Raw genomic sequence first — 17,278 nt, forward strand, 5'->3', positions numbered from 1 at the left:
CGTTTACGCGCGATCTAGCGTCAGGATGTGACAGTTGCGTATCCGTACGGTCAGAACAGCGTGGCACAGGTCCGGATGATTCCGAAGGCCATCGTGCCCTGATCGGCATCCGCGACCGTGCCGCACCAGCGACCATCGCCGGAAAACAGGCTTTTGCTGGATTTCGGGCGATAGAGCACGCGCTTGCCCTGCAGATCGAACAGGTTCAGCGTGCCGGTCGCCGTGGGGGCGTAATAGCCCACGACCTACCCGTCGGCAGTAAAGATCACCCGCTTTTCATTCGCCGGATTGCGCGGCGAATTGGCATAGGCCGAGCCGGAATTGGCCGGGCTTGCCGCTGAATTCGCTGCGGCATGCGGGGAATTCGCCTGCCGCGAGGGCTGGTTCTGCGGCGCGCCCGGCCCCAGATCAAAGGGCAGCGTGGTCTGGTCCAGCAGGAACAGCGGCGCATCGGCCGGGGCGGGACCGGCGCAAAGCGCAAAAATCAGGACAAGGCGAGTCATGGCGGGACGTATTCAAACCTCTGATTGATTTTTTCCGCTGTAAAACTGAGTTCTGGATACACAGTTCCAGCGTCAATTCCCAAAGTGGCTAATTCACGCCTAATTTTCTCTTTGTAGTCTTTAGATACAACCAACTTAACGTGACCTTCCGGCATTGATGATATTTTCGACGTGTCGAAAAAAGATCTTAGCCCATAGGTGATAAAAGCACCGGCCTGCGCAGCAATCCTGGCATTGCTTTTTCGAGGGAGGGTGATGGTTGGAGTTATGATATCGGCGGGGTCTATTTGGTTCGTGAAGTGTGGCTTCTCGACTCTTATGCACTGAACCAGTCTCTGAGTGGCGCTGTGATCATTGAATCTCTGAATAAGAGTGTTGTATAGGCGCTTATCATTCCTTGCTGCGCGGATTATATTTATTGGTGCGTGCTGTGAATTATCTAGATCCACATTATTATTTTCATATAGTTTTGAAAATAGATCTTTGATTAAATATTCAAAATTTGATATTAAATCTTGCTTCTCGCCATGCGAAAGGTAAGCGAGGTTTGCAATGCAACTTACCGTGTCACTGGCAAAGTATTTTATTTCTGGTCGGCGTAGCTTCAGGATGTGTATATGCCCGTCTTTTGAGTTTGGCGAGTTATCTGGCTCGGGCGCGCTGGCAAAGTATAAAGCTATCAGGGGGTTCGTTGTTATATCCAGCAACCTAGTTCGAAGCCCGTAGTGCTGTGCGCGAACAAGTTTGTCGAATGTCAGGCGATCTGAAGTAAACTCGCTAGGAGCCTCAGCTTCAATGCTGTATAGCATTTCCGTTTCATTGATCTTGTGCCCTCTCTTCCGGAAGATGCCAGCTTCCATCTCATATGTAGTGCTGCTGTGCCCACGAAAGAACATCTCCACTTCTCCAGCCGCTTCCAAGATATTTTTCTCAGTCAGTATCTGATTGAGAAGGTCTTGAACGCCAGAAATTGTGGGGGCCTCGCGAGGGCTAGCGTTACACAAGCCGCTCATTCTCCATCGCGGCGCGCACGAAGCCTGCGAACAGCGGCGCGGGCTGGAAGGGTTTGGATTTCAGTTCCGGATGCGACTGCACGCCGATGAACCACGGATGGTCGCGATATTCGACGACTTCCGGCAGGCGGCCATCCGGCGACATCCCCGAAAAGGACAGACCCGCCGCCTCAAGCTGGTCACGATATTTGCCGTCGACCTCATAGCGGTGGCGGTGGCGATCCTCGATCTCCAGCGCGCCGTCATAGATCTCGGAGATCTTCGAGCCCGGCGCCAGCACGGCGGTATAGGCGCCCAGACGCATGGTGCCGCCCTTGTCGTCGGTGACCTTGCGCTGGACGGTGTAATTGCCCTGCACCCATTCCTTGAGGTGATAGACGACCGGGGTGAAGCGCGTCTCGCCGGCCTCGTGGTCGAATTCCTCGGAACCGGCATCGGGCATGTCGGCCAGATTGCGCGCGGCCTCGATCACGGCCATCTGCATGCCCAGACAGATGCCCAGATAGGGCACCTTCTTTTCGCGGGCATATTTCGCGGTCGCGACCATGCCTTCGGTGCCGCGTTCGCCAAAGCCGCCGGGAACGATGATGCCGTCATAGCCGTCCAGCAGATGCGTGCCCTGACCCTCCAGCTTTTCGCTGTCGACCCAATCGGCCTTGACGCGGACGCGGTTGGCCATGCCGCCATGGGTCAGCGCCTCGGAAATCGACTTATAGGCGTCCTCAAGCTGGGTGTATTTGCCGACGATGGCCACCTTGATCTGGCCTTCGGCATTGTTCAGCCGGTCCATCACGTCTTCCCAGCGCGACATGTCGGGGCGCGGTGCGGGGCTGATCTGGAACGCATCCAGCACCGCCTGATCCAGACCGGCGCGGTGATAGGCCAAGGGCGCCTCATAGATCGATTTCAGATCATAGGCCGGGATCACCGCATCGGGCCGCACGTTGCAGAACAGCGCGATCTTGGCGCGTTCCTTTTCCGGGATCGGCTGTTCGCTGCGGCAGACCAGCACATCGGGCTGCAACCCGATCGAGCGCAATTCCTTCACAGAATGCTGCGTCGGCTTGGTCTTCAGCTCTCCGCTGGCCGCCAGATAGGGCAGCAGCGTCAGATGCATGAAGATGCAGCGCCCGCGCGGGCGGTCTTGGGCAAACTGGCGGATGGCCTCGAAGAAGGGCAGGCCCTCGATATCGCCGACCGTGCCGCCGATCTCGCACAGCATGAAATCGACCTCATCCTCGCCCACGGCAAGGAAGTCCTTGATTTCATTGGTGACGTGCGGAATGACCTGAATGGTCTTGCCCAGATAGGCGCCCTTGCGTTCCTTTTCCAGCACGTTGGAATAGATCCGCCCCGAGGACACCGAGTCGGTCTTGCGCGCCGAAACCCCGGTGAAACGCTCATAATGGCCCAGATCCAGATCGGTTTCCGCGCCGTCATCGGTCACGAAGACCTCGCCATGTTCAAAGGGCGACATGGTGCCAGGATCGACGTTCAGATAGGGATCCAGCTTGCGCAGGCGGACGGTATAGCCGCGCGCCTGCAACAGCGCACCCAGCGCCGCCGATGCCAGACCCTTGCCAAGGGAAGAAACAACACCGCCGGTGATGAAGATATAGCGCGCCATCTGGCCCCCGTGATTCCGTTCGTGAAATAGCGAATGCGGCCCGAAAAAAGACCGGCATCACGGGACTCGGGTTATAACCGATAAACCCCGTGGCCGCAACGGACCGCAAGTTGTCGTAGAGGGCGCCATGGGCGCCCCTATTTGTTGTGTCAGTTCTGGGCAGGTGCCGGGGTTGCCGGCGCGTCGGCCGCCGGGGCCTCGGTCGCGGGTGCTTGCGTTGCCGGGGCTTCGGTTGCGGGTGCTTCCGCTGCGGGGGCCGAAGGCGTGATCGGCCCGCTGTTCTGATCGGTCGCGGGCGCGGTCGTCGCCGGTGCCGCAGTGCCACCCGGAACCGGCGGCAGCACAGGCTGGCCCGCAGCCGGAGGCGGCGCATAATCGCCGATGCCGGGCAGGGTCGTCGTCGGCTGTTGTTCGTTGCCGCCCAGACCAAGCTGATCGACGATCGAACCGCTGGAGGCATTGCGCGCCGCAATGATCGTCAGTGCCAGCGAGGTGACCAGAAAGGCCACGGCCAGACCCCAGGTGATCCGGGTCAGCGCATTGGCCGCCTGACGCCCGGTCATGACGCCGTTTCCGCCGCCGCCACCGCCGCCCATGCCAAGGCCGCCGCCTTCGGACCGTTGCAGCAGCACGACCCCGATCAGCAGGACAGCAAGGATCAGATGCACGGTAAGGACGACGTTTTCCACCACGGGGCCTTTCATTCAGCGACGCGCCTATCTAGTCACCAAGGGCGGGATTGGCAAGCGGAGGCTTCCATGCGGGCGGTGATGATTCAGGGAACCGGCTCGAATGTCGGAAAATCGCTTCTTGTTGCGGGGTTGTGCCGGGCGGCGCGGGCGCGCGGCATGTCGGTTGCGCCCTTCAAGCCGCAGAACATGTCGAACAACGCCGCCGTGACCGCTGATGGCGGCGAGATCGGCCGCGCGCAGGCCCTGCAGGCGCTTGCGGCGGGGCTTGAACCCTCGGTGCATATGAACCCGGTGCTTCTGAAGCCCGAAACCGACCGGGCCGCGCAGGTCATCGTGCAGGGCCGGGCGGTGACGCGCGCGGCGGCGGCCGATTACGGCGCGCTGAAGGCCGGGCTGATGTCAGCGGTCATGGACAGCTTTGCGCAACTGAAAGCCCGCCACGATCTGATCATCGTCGAAGGCGCCGGCAGCCCGGCCGAGGTGAACCTGCGCCCCTGCGACATTGCCAATATGGGCTTTGCCCGCACGGCAGATGTGCCGGTGGTGCTGGCGGGCGATATCGACCGGGGCGGCGTCATCGCGCAGATCGTCGGCACGCAGGCGGTGATCGACCCGCAGGATGCCGCGATGATCCAAGGCTTCATCGTGAACCGCTTTCGCGGCGATCCGGCGCTTTTCGATCAGGGCCGCGCCTTCATTGCCGCGCGCACCGGCTGGCCCGATCTGGGACTGGTGCCATGGTTCGCCGATGCCAGCCTGCTGCCCGCCGAGGATGCGGTCGATCTCCGCCGCGCCTCGGGGGGCGGTGCGCTGCACATCGCCTGCCCGATGCTATCGCGCATCGCCAATTTCGACGATCTGGATCCCCTGGCGGCCGAGCCGGGCGTGCGGCTGACCATGGTGCCGCCTGGGCGGGCGCTGCCGGGAGATGCCGATCTGGTGATTCTGCCGGGCAGCAAATCGACGCGCGGCGATCTGGCCTTTCTGCGGGCGCAGGGCTGGGACATCGACCTTGCCGCGCATGTGCGGCGCGGCGGGCATGTGCTGGGGATCTGCGGCGGCTACCAGATGCTGGGACGCCATATCCACGACCCGGACGGACATGACGGCGCGCCGGGCAGCGATCCGGGCTTGGGCCTTTTGCAGATCGACACGCACATGGCCGCCGAAAAGCGCCTGACCCGCATCCATGGACAGGCGCTGGGGCATCTGGTTCAGGGATATGAGATCCATATGGGCCGCAGCCACGGCCCCGACAGCCAGCGCCCCTTCGCCAATATCCCCGAGCCAGACGGCGCGATCAGCGCCGACGGGCGGATCATGGGCACCTATCTGCACGGGATTTTTACCGATAACGGCTTTCGCGCCGCATGGCTGGCCCGGCTGGGCGGCTCATCCACACTGGACTATGCGGCGGGGGTCGAGGCCGTGCTGGACCGGCTGGCCAGACATCTGGAAACCCATCTGGACATCGACCGCATCCTCGGGCTGGCGCGCTAAAGCAGCTCGCCCAGAATCCGCTCGGCCTCGTCCCGGCAGGGCACCAGCGTGCCGCGATCCTCGCCCGGGAAAAACCGCGCACGCGTGGCGGTGGGCATCGGCGCGGGCGTGGCGATCCGGACCCGCGGCCCGATCTGCGCGCATTCCGCCTGCCAACTGCGCAGCAACGCCATCTGCGCCGCCTTGCTGGCGCCATAGCTGCCAAAGAACTTCTCGCCCGCACGCGGATCGTCAAAGAACAGCGCCGTGCCCTGACGCGCCCGCAGCAGGGGCTCGAACAGCCCGATCATGCCGCGCAGTGCCACGACATTCAGATCGATTGATTTCTGGAAATCCTTGCCGTCGATATGCCCCGCCGGTGCCAGCGGCGCGGCATGCACGGCAGAATGCACCCACAGATCCAGCCCGCCCCAGCGGCTGGATACCGCCTCGGCCAGCTTCAGCACCGGCGCGGACTGGCCCAGATCCAGCGGAACCAGCGTGGCGCTGCCGCCCGCGTGGCGGATGCGGTCGTCAAGCTCTTCCAGCGCGCCCACCGTGCGAGCCACGGCCAGAACATGCATCCCTCGCGCCGCCAGACCCTCGGCCAATGCGGCGCCAAGGCCGCGCGAAGCGCCGGTGACCAGCGCGATCTTGGATTTCTCACTCATGATGCTGATGTGGCATCCGGCCGGGCGTCTTGGCAAGCCTGCCGCATCCTTGTTTCCCGAAATACCCCGGGGTGAGCCGCCGCAAGGCGGCGAGGGGCAGCGCCCCTCAACGAAAACGGCCCCGCAGATCGCGGGGCCGTCCAATCTTGTCAATGCCGCTCAGCGTTTCGACATCTCGGTATAGTCGCGACGCGGCGCGCCGACATACAGCTGGCGCGGGCGGCCGATCTTGTTCTGCGGATCGCCGATCATCTCTTTCCACTGCGAGATCCAGCCGACGGTGCGCGACAGCGCAAAGATCGGCGTGAACATCGAGGTCGGGAAGCCCATGGCCTCCAGAATGATGCCCGAATAGAAATCGACGTTGGGATAAAGCTTCTTCGAGACGAAATAATCGTCCTCCAGCGCGATCTTCTCCAGCTCCTTGGCGACCTGCAGGATCGGGTTGTCCTGTACGCCCAGCAGTTCCAGAACCTCGTCCGCCGATTCCTTCATGACCTTCGCACGCGGGTCGAAGTTCTTGTAGACGCGGTGGCCAAAGCCCATCAGGCGGAACGGATCGTCCTTGTCCTTGGCGCGGGCGATATATTCCGGGATGCGGTCCACGGACCCGATCTCGCGCAGCATTTCCAGACAGGCCTGGTTCGCACCGCCATGCGCCGGACCCCACAGACAGGCGATGCCCGCCGCGATACAGGCAAACGGGTTCGCCCCCGACGAGCCCGCCAGACGCACGGTCGAGGTCGAGGCGTTCTGTTCGTGATCGGCATGCAGCGTCATGATCCGGTCCATGGCTTTCGCCAAAGCGGGCTCGACGCGATACTGCTCGGCCGGAACCGAGAAGCACATATGCAGGAAGTTCGCCGCATAGCTCAGATCATTGCGCGGATAGACGAAGGGCTGGCCGATCGAATATTTATAGGCCATGGCCGCGATCGTCGGCAGCTTGGCGATCAGGCGGATCGAGGCGATCTCGCGCTGTTCGGGATCCGAAATGTCGGTCGAATCGTGGTAGAAGGCCGACATGGCACCCACAACGCCCACCATGGTTGCCATCGGGTGCGCGTCCCGGCGGAAACCGCGGAAGAAGTTGTGCATCTGCTCATGCACCATGGTGTGGCGCGTGACGCGGGTTTCGAAATCCTTCATCTGCGCCGCGCTCGGCAGTTCGCCGTAAAGCAGCAGGTAGCAGACTTCCAGATAGTTCGACTGATCGGCCAGTTGCTCGATCGGGTAGCCACGATACCACAGCTCACCCTTGTCACCATCAATGAAGGTGATGGCCGAATCGCAGGATGCGGTCGAGGTGAAGCCGGGGTCGTAGGTAAACACGTCCGCCTGACCATAAAGCTTGCGGATATCCATGACATCCGGACCTGCGGTCGGGCTAAGGATCGGAAGTTCGATTTCCTTGCCTTCGACCAGCAGTTTTGCGGATTTGCTTTCTGCCATTCCCAGTCTCCTGTTAACACCTGTCTCCGGCGCGCCGCCGGAAGATGGGGCGCGGGCGATCAGCCCGCCTGATCCTGCAGCCGGGCCAGAGTTTCCTCGCGGCCAAGCGCCAACATCATATCGAATACGCTCGGGGTAGAGCTGCGGCCAGCCAAAGCGGCGCGAAGCGGCGCCGCGATCTTGCCAAGTCCCAGCCCGTGACGTTCGCCAATCAGCTTGGCGGCCGCCTCGAGGTCCTCGCGGATCCAGCTATCATGCTGCAATGCGGCAGTCAATTCGGCTAGTATACCACGGGATACCGTATCCAGCGCGGTCAGGGCCTTTTCCTCGATCTGCACCGGGCGTTCGGTCAGCGCGAAATGGCCTTGTTCCAGCAGGGCGGGCAGCGTCTTGGCCTTGGCCTTCAGCACCGGAAGAATCGCCTGCAACCGCGTGATCTGCACCGGCCCTAGCGGGTTTTGCCCGGTTTCGCCAAGGTAATCCGCAATCTCCTGCATCAGATCCTCATCCGGCATCTGGCCGATATGATAGCCGCTGACATGTTCCAGTTTCTTGAAATCCAGCCGGGCAGGCGCCTTGCCAATGCCGGGCAGATCGAACCATTCCAGGGCCTGCGCGTCGTCGAATAACTCATCATCGCCATGGCTCCAGCCCAGCCGTGCCAGATAATTCCGCATCGCCGCAGCGGGATAGCCTGCGGCTGCGTATTCATGCAGCCCGACCGCGCCGTGACGTTTCGAAAGTTTCTTGCCATCGGTGCCGTGAATCAGCGGGATGTGGGCAAAGACAGGAATGTCCCAGCCCATGCCCTGATAGACCTGCTGCTGGCGCGCGGCATTCGTCAGATGGTCGTCGCCGCGGATGATATGCGTCACGCCCATGTCGTGATCGTCCACCACCACCGCGTGCATATATGTCGGCGTGCCGTCCGAGCGCAGCAGGATCATGTCGTCCAGCTGGTCATTGCCAAAGGTCACATCGCCCTGCACCGCATCGCGCACCACCGTCTGCCCTTCGCGCGGGGCGCGCAGGCGGATGACATAGGGTGCCTCGGGATAGGTCGCGGGATCGGCGTCGCGCCAAGGCGACAGAAACAGCGTCGAGCGGCCTTCGGCGCGCGCCGTCTCGCGGAAGGCCTCGATCTCTTCGGGCGTCGAAAAGCATTTATAGGCGCTGCCATTGGCCAGCATCTCGCGGGCGACCTCGGCATGGCGGTCGCGGCCCTCGAACTGGCTGACAGGTGCGCCGTCCCAGTCCAGACCCAGCCATGTCAGGCCCTTCAGGATAGCCTCGGTCGCTTCCGGAGTGGATCGGGCGCGGTCGGTATCCTCGATCCGCAGCAGGAATTTTCCGCCCCGGCCACGGGCGTAAAGCCAGTTGAACAGCGCCGTCCGCGCGCCGCCGATATGCAGATAGCCGGTGGGCGAAGGGGCGAAGCGGGTTACGACGGGGCGGTTTTCGGTCATCAGGCCAGACAGTCCAGAAATGTGGGTTTCATGCAGATGCCGTTAATCCTTTTGAAAGGGCCGGCATGCCAATCTCGGGCACAGAGATACGCAAGCTGCGGGGCGAGGACAAGTTTTGGCGACGGATGTGGCACATGGCGGCATGGCTTACGCAGCCGCGCGCCCTGCACAGGGCCGAACGATGGCGCCTGCGCGCAGCCGCGCACCGATCGCCCTGCGCGCCGGAATGCTGCCATGGCTGCCCTTCTGGATGGGGCTTGGCATCGGGCTGTGGTTCGCCCTGCGATCCCAGCCGGGGGCCGCGCATTATCTGGCCGCATCTGCCGTGGCGGTGCTGGCGATCTGTCTGGCGCTTGGTGCAGGTCGTCTGGTGCGGCTTGGTCATGTCGGCTGGGATCGCGGCGATATGCTGCGCATCTGGGGAATCGCGATCTTTATGGTTGCGCTGGGATTTCTGCTGATCGGCCTCAGGTCGTGGTCGGTTGCCGCACCCATTCTGGATTTCCGCTATTATGGCGCGGTCGAGGGGCGGGTGGTGGAAATCGACCGTTCCTCGGGGGATCGGCTGCGGCTGACGCTGGATCAGGTCGTGCTGGAACGCGTGGCCCCCGACAGAACGCCAAGACATGTGCGGATCTCGCTGTTCGTGACCGATCCGATGCCGGTTCCGGGTCAGCATGTGATGACCACCGCGCATCTGGGCCCGCCCAATGGCCCGGCCGAGCCCGGCGGTTTCGATTTTCGCCGTCTGGCCTGGTTCGAGGGGCTGGGGGCCGTCGGCTATTCCCGTGTGCCGGTGCTGACCGTGGCCCCCCCGCATGAGGGTGGGATGCTGGCGCTGCACCGGCTGCGGATGCGGATCAGTCAGGCGATGATGGACAGCATTGGCGGGCAGGCCGGGGCCGTGGCTTCGGCGCTGATGACGGGGGACCGTTCCGGCATTGCCGAGGCCACGAATGACGTGATGCGCGCCTCCAGCCTTTACCACATCATCTCGATCTCGGGGCTGCACATGACGATGCTGGCCGGGTTCGTCTATGCGGCGGTGCGCTTGCTGGGCGTCGGCGTCCAGCTTTGCGGCGTGCCGCTGGGCACAAGGCTGCACAAATGGGCGGCGGGCGTCGCGTTGCTGGCGGCCCTGCTGTATCTGTGGATCTCGGGTGGCGGTGTCGCGACCGAGCGGTCCTTCATCATGGTCGCGGTCATGCTGCTGGCCATCATCGCCGACCGCCGCGCGGTGTCGCTGCGCACCGTCGCGCTGGCCGCCATGGTGCTGTTTTTCTATATGCCCGAAGGCATGACCTCGGCCGGTTTCCAGATGAGCTTTTCGGCCACGGTCGCGCTGATCCTGTCGCAGCGGCCATGGCAAAGCGTCCAGCACCATGTCCCCGCCTTGCTGAGACCGGCGGCCATGCTGATCCTGGCCTCGGTGGCGGCGGGGCTGGCGACGACGCCCTTTGCCGCCGCGCATTTCGGGCGCATGTCGCAATATGGCACCCTGGCGAATTTGCTGGTGGTGCCGGTCGTCGGCACCATCGTGATGCCCGCCGGGGTGATCGCTGCGGTACTGGCGCCGCTGGGAATGGCGCAGCCCGCGCTGTGGCTGATGGGGCTGGGGACCAAGTGGATGCTGTTCATCGCGGAATGGGTTGCCGGTCTGAACGGTGCGGTGGCCTATCTGCCCGCGCCGCCGGGGGCTGTGCTGCCTCTGCTGGGGGTCGGCGCGTGTCTGGTGGTGCTGGCGGGCCTGCGCGGCACGCCCGACGCGGCACGGCTGAGCGCACCGCACCGCCTTCTTGGCATGGCCTGCCTTGTGGCGGCGGCCGTTATCTGGGGCATGGCCACGCGCCCGCAGGTGCTGATCTCGGCCGAGGGCGACGCCGTGGGCGTCATGACCGCGCAGGGCCGCGCGATGTCGCGTCCAAGGGGCGGCAGCTTCACGGTATCGAACTGGCTGGACGCAGATGGCGACCGCGCCGATCAGACCGCCGCTGCGGCGCGCCCGTTGTGGCAGGGGCCCGAGAACCACCGCCAGACGGTCCTGCAGGCTGGCGGTCGCGCCGTCACGCTGCACCATCTGTCGGGCAAGCGCGGGGCCGAAAACGCAGCGGCGCTGTGCCGGAAGGATACGATCCTTGTGGCGAATACCGATTTGCCCATCGCGAAGGATGCGCCCTGTCTGGTGCTGGATCCGGCCCGGCTGCGGCGCAGCGGCGCGGTGGCGCTGAACCCATCACCGGCAGGGCTGAATATCGTCACGGTCCGCACCGCTTCGGGTGCGCGCGACTGGACAGATGCGCGCCGCAACAGGGGCAGGGATTGATCCATGGACGGAATGATCAACCACGCGATCGAAAGCTTTCTGAAATCCAGCTATGGCAACGCCTTCTGGAACGACACGCTGTGCCGCGCGCGGGTCGAGCCGCAGGGGTTTCTCAGCATGTCCGGCCCGAAACTGGGGGCCACGTCGCGCGTTCTGAATGCGGCCGCCATCTCACTGGGCAAGCCCGTGCATGAACTGCTTGAGGATCTGGGCGCGTGGCTGGTCCGGGTCGAGCCGATCCGCCGCCTGCTGCGCTTTGGCGGACGCGATTTCGGCGATTTCGTCCTGTCTCTGGAAGAGCTTCCGGGCCGGGCCCGCATGATCCTGCCGGATCTGGCGCTGGAGGAATTGCAGGTCTCGCAGGATGAGATGGGCGATTATGTGATCGGCGCGAAAGGCATGCCGCGCGGCTGGATCTGGGCCATTGCCGGGGCCTTGCGCGGCATGGCTGACGATTACGGCACGCTGGCGCTGATTTCGGTCGATGGCTGCACCATCACGCTCAGCATCGCGCTGGTCGAACATGCCGCCAGCCGCCCGTTCGACCTTGCGCCCGACCACCCGCCGGGACAGGCCGCATGACCACCGATACCATGACCGAACTTGATGTCCTGATGCCGATGCATCTGGAACTGGACAGCGGCGGCGGCATCGTCTCGGCCGGTCGTATCCTGCGCCGGATTCTGGCCGGACGCCGGTTCGAGGATTGTTTCCTGATCGACCGGATGCCCGCCGATGCGACGGCGATGACGGCGCTGATGCAGCGGATCGCCCGTGGTGAACGGCTGTTTTTGCGGCTGCGCGACGATCCGGCGATCACCTTGCGCGGGCAGGGCCAGCTTCGTGGCGATGGCGCGCTGATGAATTTCGGTTTTGGCATCGCGCTGGCCCGCGCCGTCCGCGCGCTGGGGCTGAGCGATGCCGATTTCGCGCCCTCGGACATGGCGATGGAGTTCTTGTTCCTGCATGAGGCCAATCAGGCGGTCATGGGCGAACTTGCCCGCGCCAACCGTCGGCTGGAGGAAGCCCGCGAAGTGGCCCAGACGCTGGCGATTACCGATCCGCTGACCGGGTTGATGAACCGGCGTGGGTTCGAGGCGGCGCTGGATCTGGCCGCGCGCAACGCGACGGCCACGCCCTTTGCGCTGGTGCAGCTGGACCTTGATCTGTTCAAGCAGGTCAACGATCTGCATGGCCACGGCGCGGGCGATGAGGTTCTGCGCCACGTTGCCCGCGTCCTGCGCCACGAGACGCGGGCGACCGACCGGCTGGGCCGCTCGGGCGGGGATGAGTTCCTGCTTTTGCTGATCAATCCCCCCTGCGCGGGCGATCTGCAGAACCTAGCGAAACGCATCATCCGCCGGATCGAGGAGCCCATCGCGGCGGCGGGCGTCGAATGCCGCGTCTCGGCCAGCATGGGCATCAGCCTGTCGCGCGATTACAAGATTGCCGATCCGGTGCGGATGCTGGCCGATGCCGACACGGCGCTGTATGCCGCGAAAGAACAGGGACGGGGGCGGGCCACATTGTCGGTCCCGCAGGTCTGAAAGATGCCACCGCCGCCAGATACGCAAGGCAAGTCACGACCACTCCGCGCAGGCCCGATCGGCGGACCAATCCGCAGATTGCACGCGCAAGGCCGATGCGGTATCGAGAGCCGGGTTGCGGGCGCGTAGCTCAATGGTCAGAGCAGGGCGCTCATAACGCCTTGGTTGGGGGTTCAAATCCCTCCGCGCCTACCAGCTTCCTGAACAACCCGGTTGGTTTCGGGCAGTCCGTCGCGCAGCTTCGAACCGCGGGACGCATTGCCGGCCAATCGTCGCCAGAAGCCGCCTGACAGCGCGGCGCGCACCTGCCGGAGGCCGCCTTGGGCGCTCTGGCCCAGCCCTGCGGATGCCCGATGAAGCCGATTGCCGATACCGTGACCGATCCCGCACTGGCCGTCGGGCTGAACGGTCTGGCGGATTGGAGCACGGCCCAGCCTTTTCTGGACCATTTCAAGATGGCGCGCCCGTGGAGCGGCAGGCGCGGCGACACGTTCGGGGCCGTCAGTTTTGCGCAGTTGCAGGCGGCAGGTGCCATCGACGCCTTTGGCTGGCTGCGGGCCGTCCCGCACGGGCTGGACGGCGTCAGCACCGTCCTGCTGACCGATCTGGACCACCGCGCGCGCGATCTGGCCGGGCGCTATATCGCCGTCTGGGAGGGCGAGGGCGAGGTCGAGCTGATCGGCGGCCAGAACGTCGAACGGCGCAAGAACCGCTTCGATTTCGATTTTGACCCCGCGCCGGGCCGTCTGCTGGAGCTTCGGGTGCGGCGCGTCGATGCCGGGCCGATCCGCGACATTCGCATCGTGCAGCAGGACAATATCCGCCGCTATAATTCGGGCAATATCTTTCGCGTCGAATGGTTGGACGCGATCCGAAATTACCGGCTGATCCGCTTCATGGACTGGATGCAGACGAACGACTCGGGGCAGGTGGCATGGCAGGATAGGCCCCGCCCGACCGATGCCTTTTACACATGGCGCGGCGCGCCGGTCGAGGTGATGGTGCGGCTGGCAAATGCCATCGGCGCCCAGCCGTGGTTCAACATCCCGCATCTTGCCCAGCCCGAATATATCCGGCGATTTTCCGAATATGTGCAGACCTATCTGAGCGCCGGGCTGCGCGCGCATTACGAATATTCCAACGAGGTCTGGAATTCGCAATTCGACCAAAGCCTTTGGGCGATCGAACAGGCGCGGCAACTCTGGCCCGGTCAGGGCGACGGGTTCATGCAGATCTATGCCGCAAGATCGGTCGAAATGGCGCGCATTCTGGATCAGGTCCATGCGCAGAACCGTGCGACCTGCGTCAAGGTGATCTCGACCCATACGCATTGGCAGGGGCTGGAATGGCCGGTCCTTGAGGCGCCGGACTGGCGGGCGGACAATCCGGGGCGTGCGGCGCCGCATGCGTATTTCGACGCCTATGCGGTGTCGGGCTATTTCGACGGCGGCATGGACCGCGACGACAATGTGGCGCGCGTCCGGGCCTTGCTGGCGGGCCCGGCTGAGCGCGCGCGCACGGCCCTGCGCGATCAGATCCTGCATGGCGGCTGGCCGGAAAGCGGCCGCACCATCGCCAGCCTGCGCGCGGTCTGGGATTATCAGGCGGCGATTGCACGGAAATACCGCCTGAACCTGATCATGTATGAGGGCGGCACGCATATCATCCCGCCGCATGAGGTGCAGCAGGACGCCGCGCTGTCGGAGTTCTATACCCGCTTCAACTATTCCGCCGAAATGGGCCAGATCTATCAGGCGGCGTTCCGGGAATGGACCGCAGCCGGAGGGCAGGGGTTCAACATGTTCGTGGAATGCGCGGGCAGCTCGCAATACGGCTTTTGGGGCTTGCAGCGCTTTCTGGGCGATGAAAACCCGCGTTGGGCCGCAGCCGAGGCGTGGAACCGCGACCATCAAGGCGATGACGTGGGGGCAGATCGCTTCATCGGCAGCTATGAGCGCCCGTCCTGAAGCGGAAGGGCCAGCGTCGATGCCGGCCCTTCCCGTGGCGGATCAGTCGATCAGCGCCTTGTCATGCTGGGCGTGGCGCACGGCCAGCTTGCGGCCCATGCGGCCCGATGCAAGGATCCGCGCGCTTTGTGGCAGCGTGTCTTCGGACATGTCGCGCAGCTCGGGGAAGATCGCGAAGATTTCTTCGCGCGCCGCATCGCCGACGGATTTCAGCGCCTCGGCCCCGGTATAAAGCGATTCAGTCGCGGCACCTTCGGACAGCACGATCTCGTGGCGGTCGAACAGGAAGTGGAAATATTCCACCTCGGTCAGATCCGTCGCGATGTCGATACCCTCGATCTGCAGCAATTGCTTGGCCGCGACCAGCACCTCGGACGCGCCGAACATTTTCGACGCGATCTTCGAGCGCACCAGAATGCGGTGCTGCGGCGACACGACCAGATCACGCCGCGGCAGGCCATTGCCAAGCGCGCCCGCGCTGATGCGGACCGGGCGCAGATTGGGATTGGCTTCCAGCGTGGCGGCGTCCAGCTTGCGGCTGCCGATCCAGCGCAGCTGCTGCGCCCCGTTGTCCAGCGTGGCGATGCGCATGCCTTCGACCAGCATTTCGACCGGCAGATCCCCTGTCTCGGTCGCGATCAGCGTTCCGGCGGCAAAGCACGGGATGTGCTGGTTGAACTCGGTGCGGTCGGTCAGGAAGCCGAAATGCCACAGGTCGTAATTGTGGGCGTCTTTCGGGAATTCGACCGACACGATGGGCCGCGAGGTCATGGCGTCGATCTCGGCCTGCGGGGCGATTTTCGGGGGCGGCATCAGGAAGGTGTTGCCGCCGGTATCCTGCATGACGCGCACGGTGACCTGTTCGGTCGTCGTCGTGCCGTCGGCATTCTGGAAGGTGACCGAGGCGTCCTTGACGATGAAGAACGTGTCGACCTTGTAGGCGCCCGGCGTGCCGGTGGCCGCGTGCTTGACGGTTTCGCCGAACCAGCCCGGCCCGTCATTGCCAAAGATGTAGCCGTCCTTGTTGGCGTCATAGACGTTCAGATCGACGACATTCTTGTAAAGCGGCTGGCCGGAATTTCCCTGCGTGGTCCCGCCCAGCGTCGCGCGGGCCTTTTCGGCGCCCGGCCACCATTCGTTCGGGTCCATATCGGGCATCTTGCCCAGATAGATCGGGTGCTCCAGCACCGAGACCGGGGCGGGGTTATTGTTAAATGCAGAAGATGTCATTCTTACACTCGCTATCAGACGTGCCCGCGGGCAGCGTCGGGTTTGCTGCGACAGACATCAGCGCAAGCGGCGTCCTTCGCCAAAACGGCGTTTTTTTGGATCTTTCTGCACTTGCGGCTGACGTTCTGAAACAGCATCGGCAGATCTGATGCCGACGTGTGTTTGTCTAAAAAGACTCAATTTTTACGCAAGTTCGAGAATTGAACCGTTCAGTATTAAATCGTTTGTTTTGAGGTGGTTAACGATTATTAACCATGTCATCACATTGTTATTGCTTGCGGATTTTTGGTGTCTGTTTTGAACAACATGTCCGCAGAAAAATGCGAAATTTCCTGTCCTGATTGCGGCGCGGCGGATCGCCTGCGGGGCGCAGCGCGAACGAATGGTAAAAGGCCGGGCATTTGCCCGGCCTTTGTCGCGAATCTGTTTTCGGGATGTGGCGCGATTACTCGCGGTTGCCCATGAACTGCAGCAGGAACATGAACATGTTCAGGAAGTTCAGGTAAAGCTGCAGCGCACCCATGATGGCGCTTTTGCCAAGGAAGTCCCGGTCGGAATTCGCCAGCGCGATATAGGTGTTCTTGATGTTCTGCGTATCGAAGGCGGTCAGGCCCGCGAAGATCAGCACACCGATCGCCGAGATGGCGAACTGCATGGCGCTGGATTGCAGGAAGATGTTGATGATCGAGGCCACGATCAGGCCGATCACGCCCATCATCAGGAAGGTGCCCATGCCCGACAGATCCTTCTTGGTCGTGTAGCCGTAAAGCGACAGACCGGCAAAGGCGATTGCGGTGACCAGGAAGGTCTGCACGATCGAATAGGACGTGAACGACACGAAGATCCAGCTGATCGAGATGCCCATCACCGCGGCGAAGGCGTAGAACAGCGTGGTCGCGCCTTGCACCGACAGGCGCTTCAGCGCCGCGCCGAAGGCAAAGACCATGATCAGCGGCGCAAACATCACCACCCATTTCAGCGGCGAGGTATACAGCGTCGCACCGAATTCGGTCAGGTATTTCGTGGCACCCAGACGGTAGGGGGTGGGCACATCGGACAGCGCCAGACCGGCGATGCCCCAGGCGGCGCCCGCCGTTACCAGCATGGCCACAGCCATCAGGCTGTAGACCTTGGTCATATAGGCGCGAAGGCCCTCATCCACCTCGGCCGAGCGCGTCGCGGTCCCGGCCGTGCGGATCGAATTGTAATCTTGCATAGGTTCTCCCCGGTCGAAAATCGCGGTGCGGCCGGATCGGCCCACCATCGTGCGATATATTGTCAGAGGCAGCGATTCTTTCAATGCGTCAG

General features: G+C 63.3%; 15 protein-coding genes and 1 tRNA gene. 6 read left to right on the forward strand and 10 right to left on the reverse strand.

The window, feature by feature from the left end; genetic code table 11:
• Positions 1-50: 50 nt before the first annotated feature.
• The 5 genes from GL284_RS21490 to secG all read right to left on the reverse strand — a co-directional run bounded on the left by GL284_RS21490 (position 51) and on the right by secG (position 3,847).
• Complete coding sequence (locus tag GL284_RS21490; RefSeq protein ID WP_230383035.1) at positions 51-242, reverse strand: hypothetical protein; 192 nt, start codon at positions 240-242, stop codon at positions 51-53.
• Between the two features lie 3 nt (positions 243-245).
• The gene (locus GL284_RS21495) at positions 246-503 is read right to left on the reverse strand and encodes a hypothetical protein (protein WP_230383034.1); all 258 of its coding nucleotides are present in this window, start codon (positions 501-503) and stop codon (positions 246-248) included.
• The gene (locus GL284_RS11010) at positions 500-1,423 is read right to left on the reverse strand and encodes an FRG domain-containing protein (RefSeq protein ID WP_196217074.1); all 924 of its coding nucleotides are present in this window, start codon (positions 1,421-1,423) and stop codon (positions 500-502) included. The genes GL284_RS21495 and GL284_RS11010 overlap by 4 nt, the downstream gene beginning before the upstream one ends.
• A 76-nt stretch (positions 1,424-1,499) precedes the next feature.
• Positions 1,500-3,143, reverse strand: coding sequence for a CTP synthase (locus GL284_RS11015; protein ID WP_155044686.1), 1,644 nt, complete (start codon positions 3,141-3,143; stop codon positions 1,500-1,502).
• A 149-nt stretch (positions 3,144-3,292) separates the two neighbouring features.
• On the reverse strand, positions 3,293-3,847 hold the full coding sequence (gene secG / locus GL284_RS11020) for a preprotein translocase subunit SecG (RefSeq protein WP_155044687.1): 555 nt from the start codon (positions 3,845-3,847) through the stop codon (positions 3,293-3,295).
• Positions 3,848-3,901: 54 nt separating this feature from the next.
• Between secG and GL284_RS11025 the strand changes: the two genes are divergently transcribed.
• Positions 3,902-5,335, forward strand: coding sequence for a cobyric acid synthase (locus GL284_RS11025; protein ID WP_155044688.1), 1,434 nt, complete (start codon positions 3,902-3,904; stop codon positions 5,333-5,335).
• Here the strand turns inward: GL284_RS11025 and GL284_RS11030 are convergent.
• The 3 genes from GL284_RS11030 to gltX form a co-directional block, all read right to left on the reverse strand.
• Positions 5,332-5,985, reverse strand: coding sequence for an SDR family NAD(P)-dependent oxidoreductase (locus GL284_RS11030; protein WP_155044689.1), 654 nt, complete (start codon positions 5,983-5,985; stop codon positions 5,332-5,334). The two genes, GL284_RS11025 and GL284_RS11030, sit on opposite strands and share 4 nt — an antisense overlap.
• A gap of 159 nt (positions 5,986-6,144) precedes the next feature.
• Positions 6,145-7,437 (reverse strand): citrate synthase, encoded by a 1,293-nt coding sequence (gltA, locus tag GL284_RS11035; protein ID WP_155044690.1) that lies wholly within the window; start codon positions 7,435-7,437, stop codon positions 6,145-6,147.
• 59 nt (positions 7,438-7,496) lie between these two features.
• Positions 7,497-8,903, reverse strand: coding sequence for a glutamate--tRNA ligase (gltX, locus tag GL284_RS11040; protein WP_155044691.1), 1,407 nt, complete (start codon positions 8,901-8,903; stop codon positions 7,497-7,499).
• 181 nt (positions 8,904-9,084) lie between these two features.
• Here gltX and GL284_RS11045 point away from each other — a divergent pair, with 181 nt between their 5' ends.
• The 5 genes from GL284_RS11045 (at position 9,085) to GL284_RS11065 (ending at position 14,740) form a co-directional block, all read left to right on the forward strand.
• Positions 9,085-11,226, forward strand: coding sequence for a ComEC/Rec2 family competence protein (locus GL284_RS11045; RefSeq protein ID WP_230383033.1), 2,142 nt, complete (start codon positions 9,085-9,087; stop codon positions 11,224-11,226).
• Between the two features lie 3 nt (positions 11,227-11,229).
• Positions 11,230-11,808, forward strand: coding sequence for a heme NO-binding domain-containing protein (locus GL284_RS11050; RefSeq protein ID WP_155044692.1), 579 nt, complete (start codon positions 11,230-11,232; stop codon positions 11,806-11,808).
• Positions 11,805-12,773: a GGDEF domain-containing protein gene (locus tag GL284_RS11055; RefSeq protein WP_155044693.1), complete on the forward strand. Its 969-nt coding sequence runs from the start codon at positions 11,805-11,807 to the stop codon at positions 12,771-12,773. The genes GL284_RS11050 and GL284_RS11055 overlap by 4 nt, the downstream gene beginning before the upstream one ends.
• 119 nt (positions 12,774-12,892) lie before the next feature.
• Positions 12,893-12,968 (forward strand) — tRNA-Ile (locus GL284_RS11060).
• A gap of 158 nt (positions 12,969-13,126) precedes the next feature.
• A complete protein-coding gene (locus tag GL284_RS11065; protein ID WP_155044694.1) occupies positions 13,127-14,740 on the forward strand; it encodes a hypothetical protein in 1,614 nt (537 codons plus the stop codon).
• 42 nt (positions 14,741-14,782) lie between these two features.
• On the opposite strand, the gene GL284_RS11070 is transcribed toward GL284_RS11065, so the two are convergent.
• Both GL284_RS11070 and GL284_RS11075 read right to left on the reverse strand, forming a co-directional pair.
• Positions 14,783-15,970, reverse strand: a complete 1,188-nt coding sequence (locus tag GL284_RS11070) for a Hint domain-containing protein (RefSeq protein ID WP_155044695.1) — start codon at positions 15,968-15,970, stop codon at positions 14,783-14,785.
• 445 nt (positions 15,971-16,415) lie between these two features.
• Positions 16,416-17,186, reverse strand: a complete 771-nt coding sequence (locus GL284_RS11075; RefSeq protein WP_155044696.1) for a Bax inhibitor-1/YccA family protein — start codon at positions 17,184-17,186, stop codon at positions 16,416-16,418.
• Positions 17,187-17,278: the final 92 nt, after the last annotated feature.

This window comes from Paracoccus shanxieyensis (assembly GCF_009711265.1).
Lineage (GTDB): Bacteria > Pseudomonadota > Alphaproteobacteria > Rhodobacterales > Rhodobacteraceae > Paracoccus > Paracoccus shanxieyensis.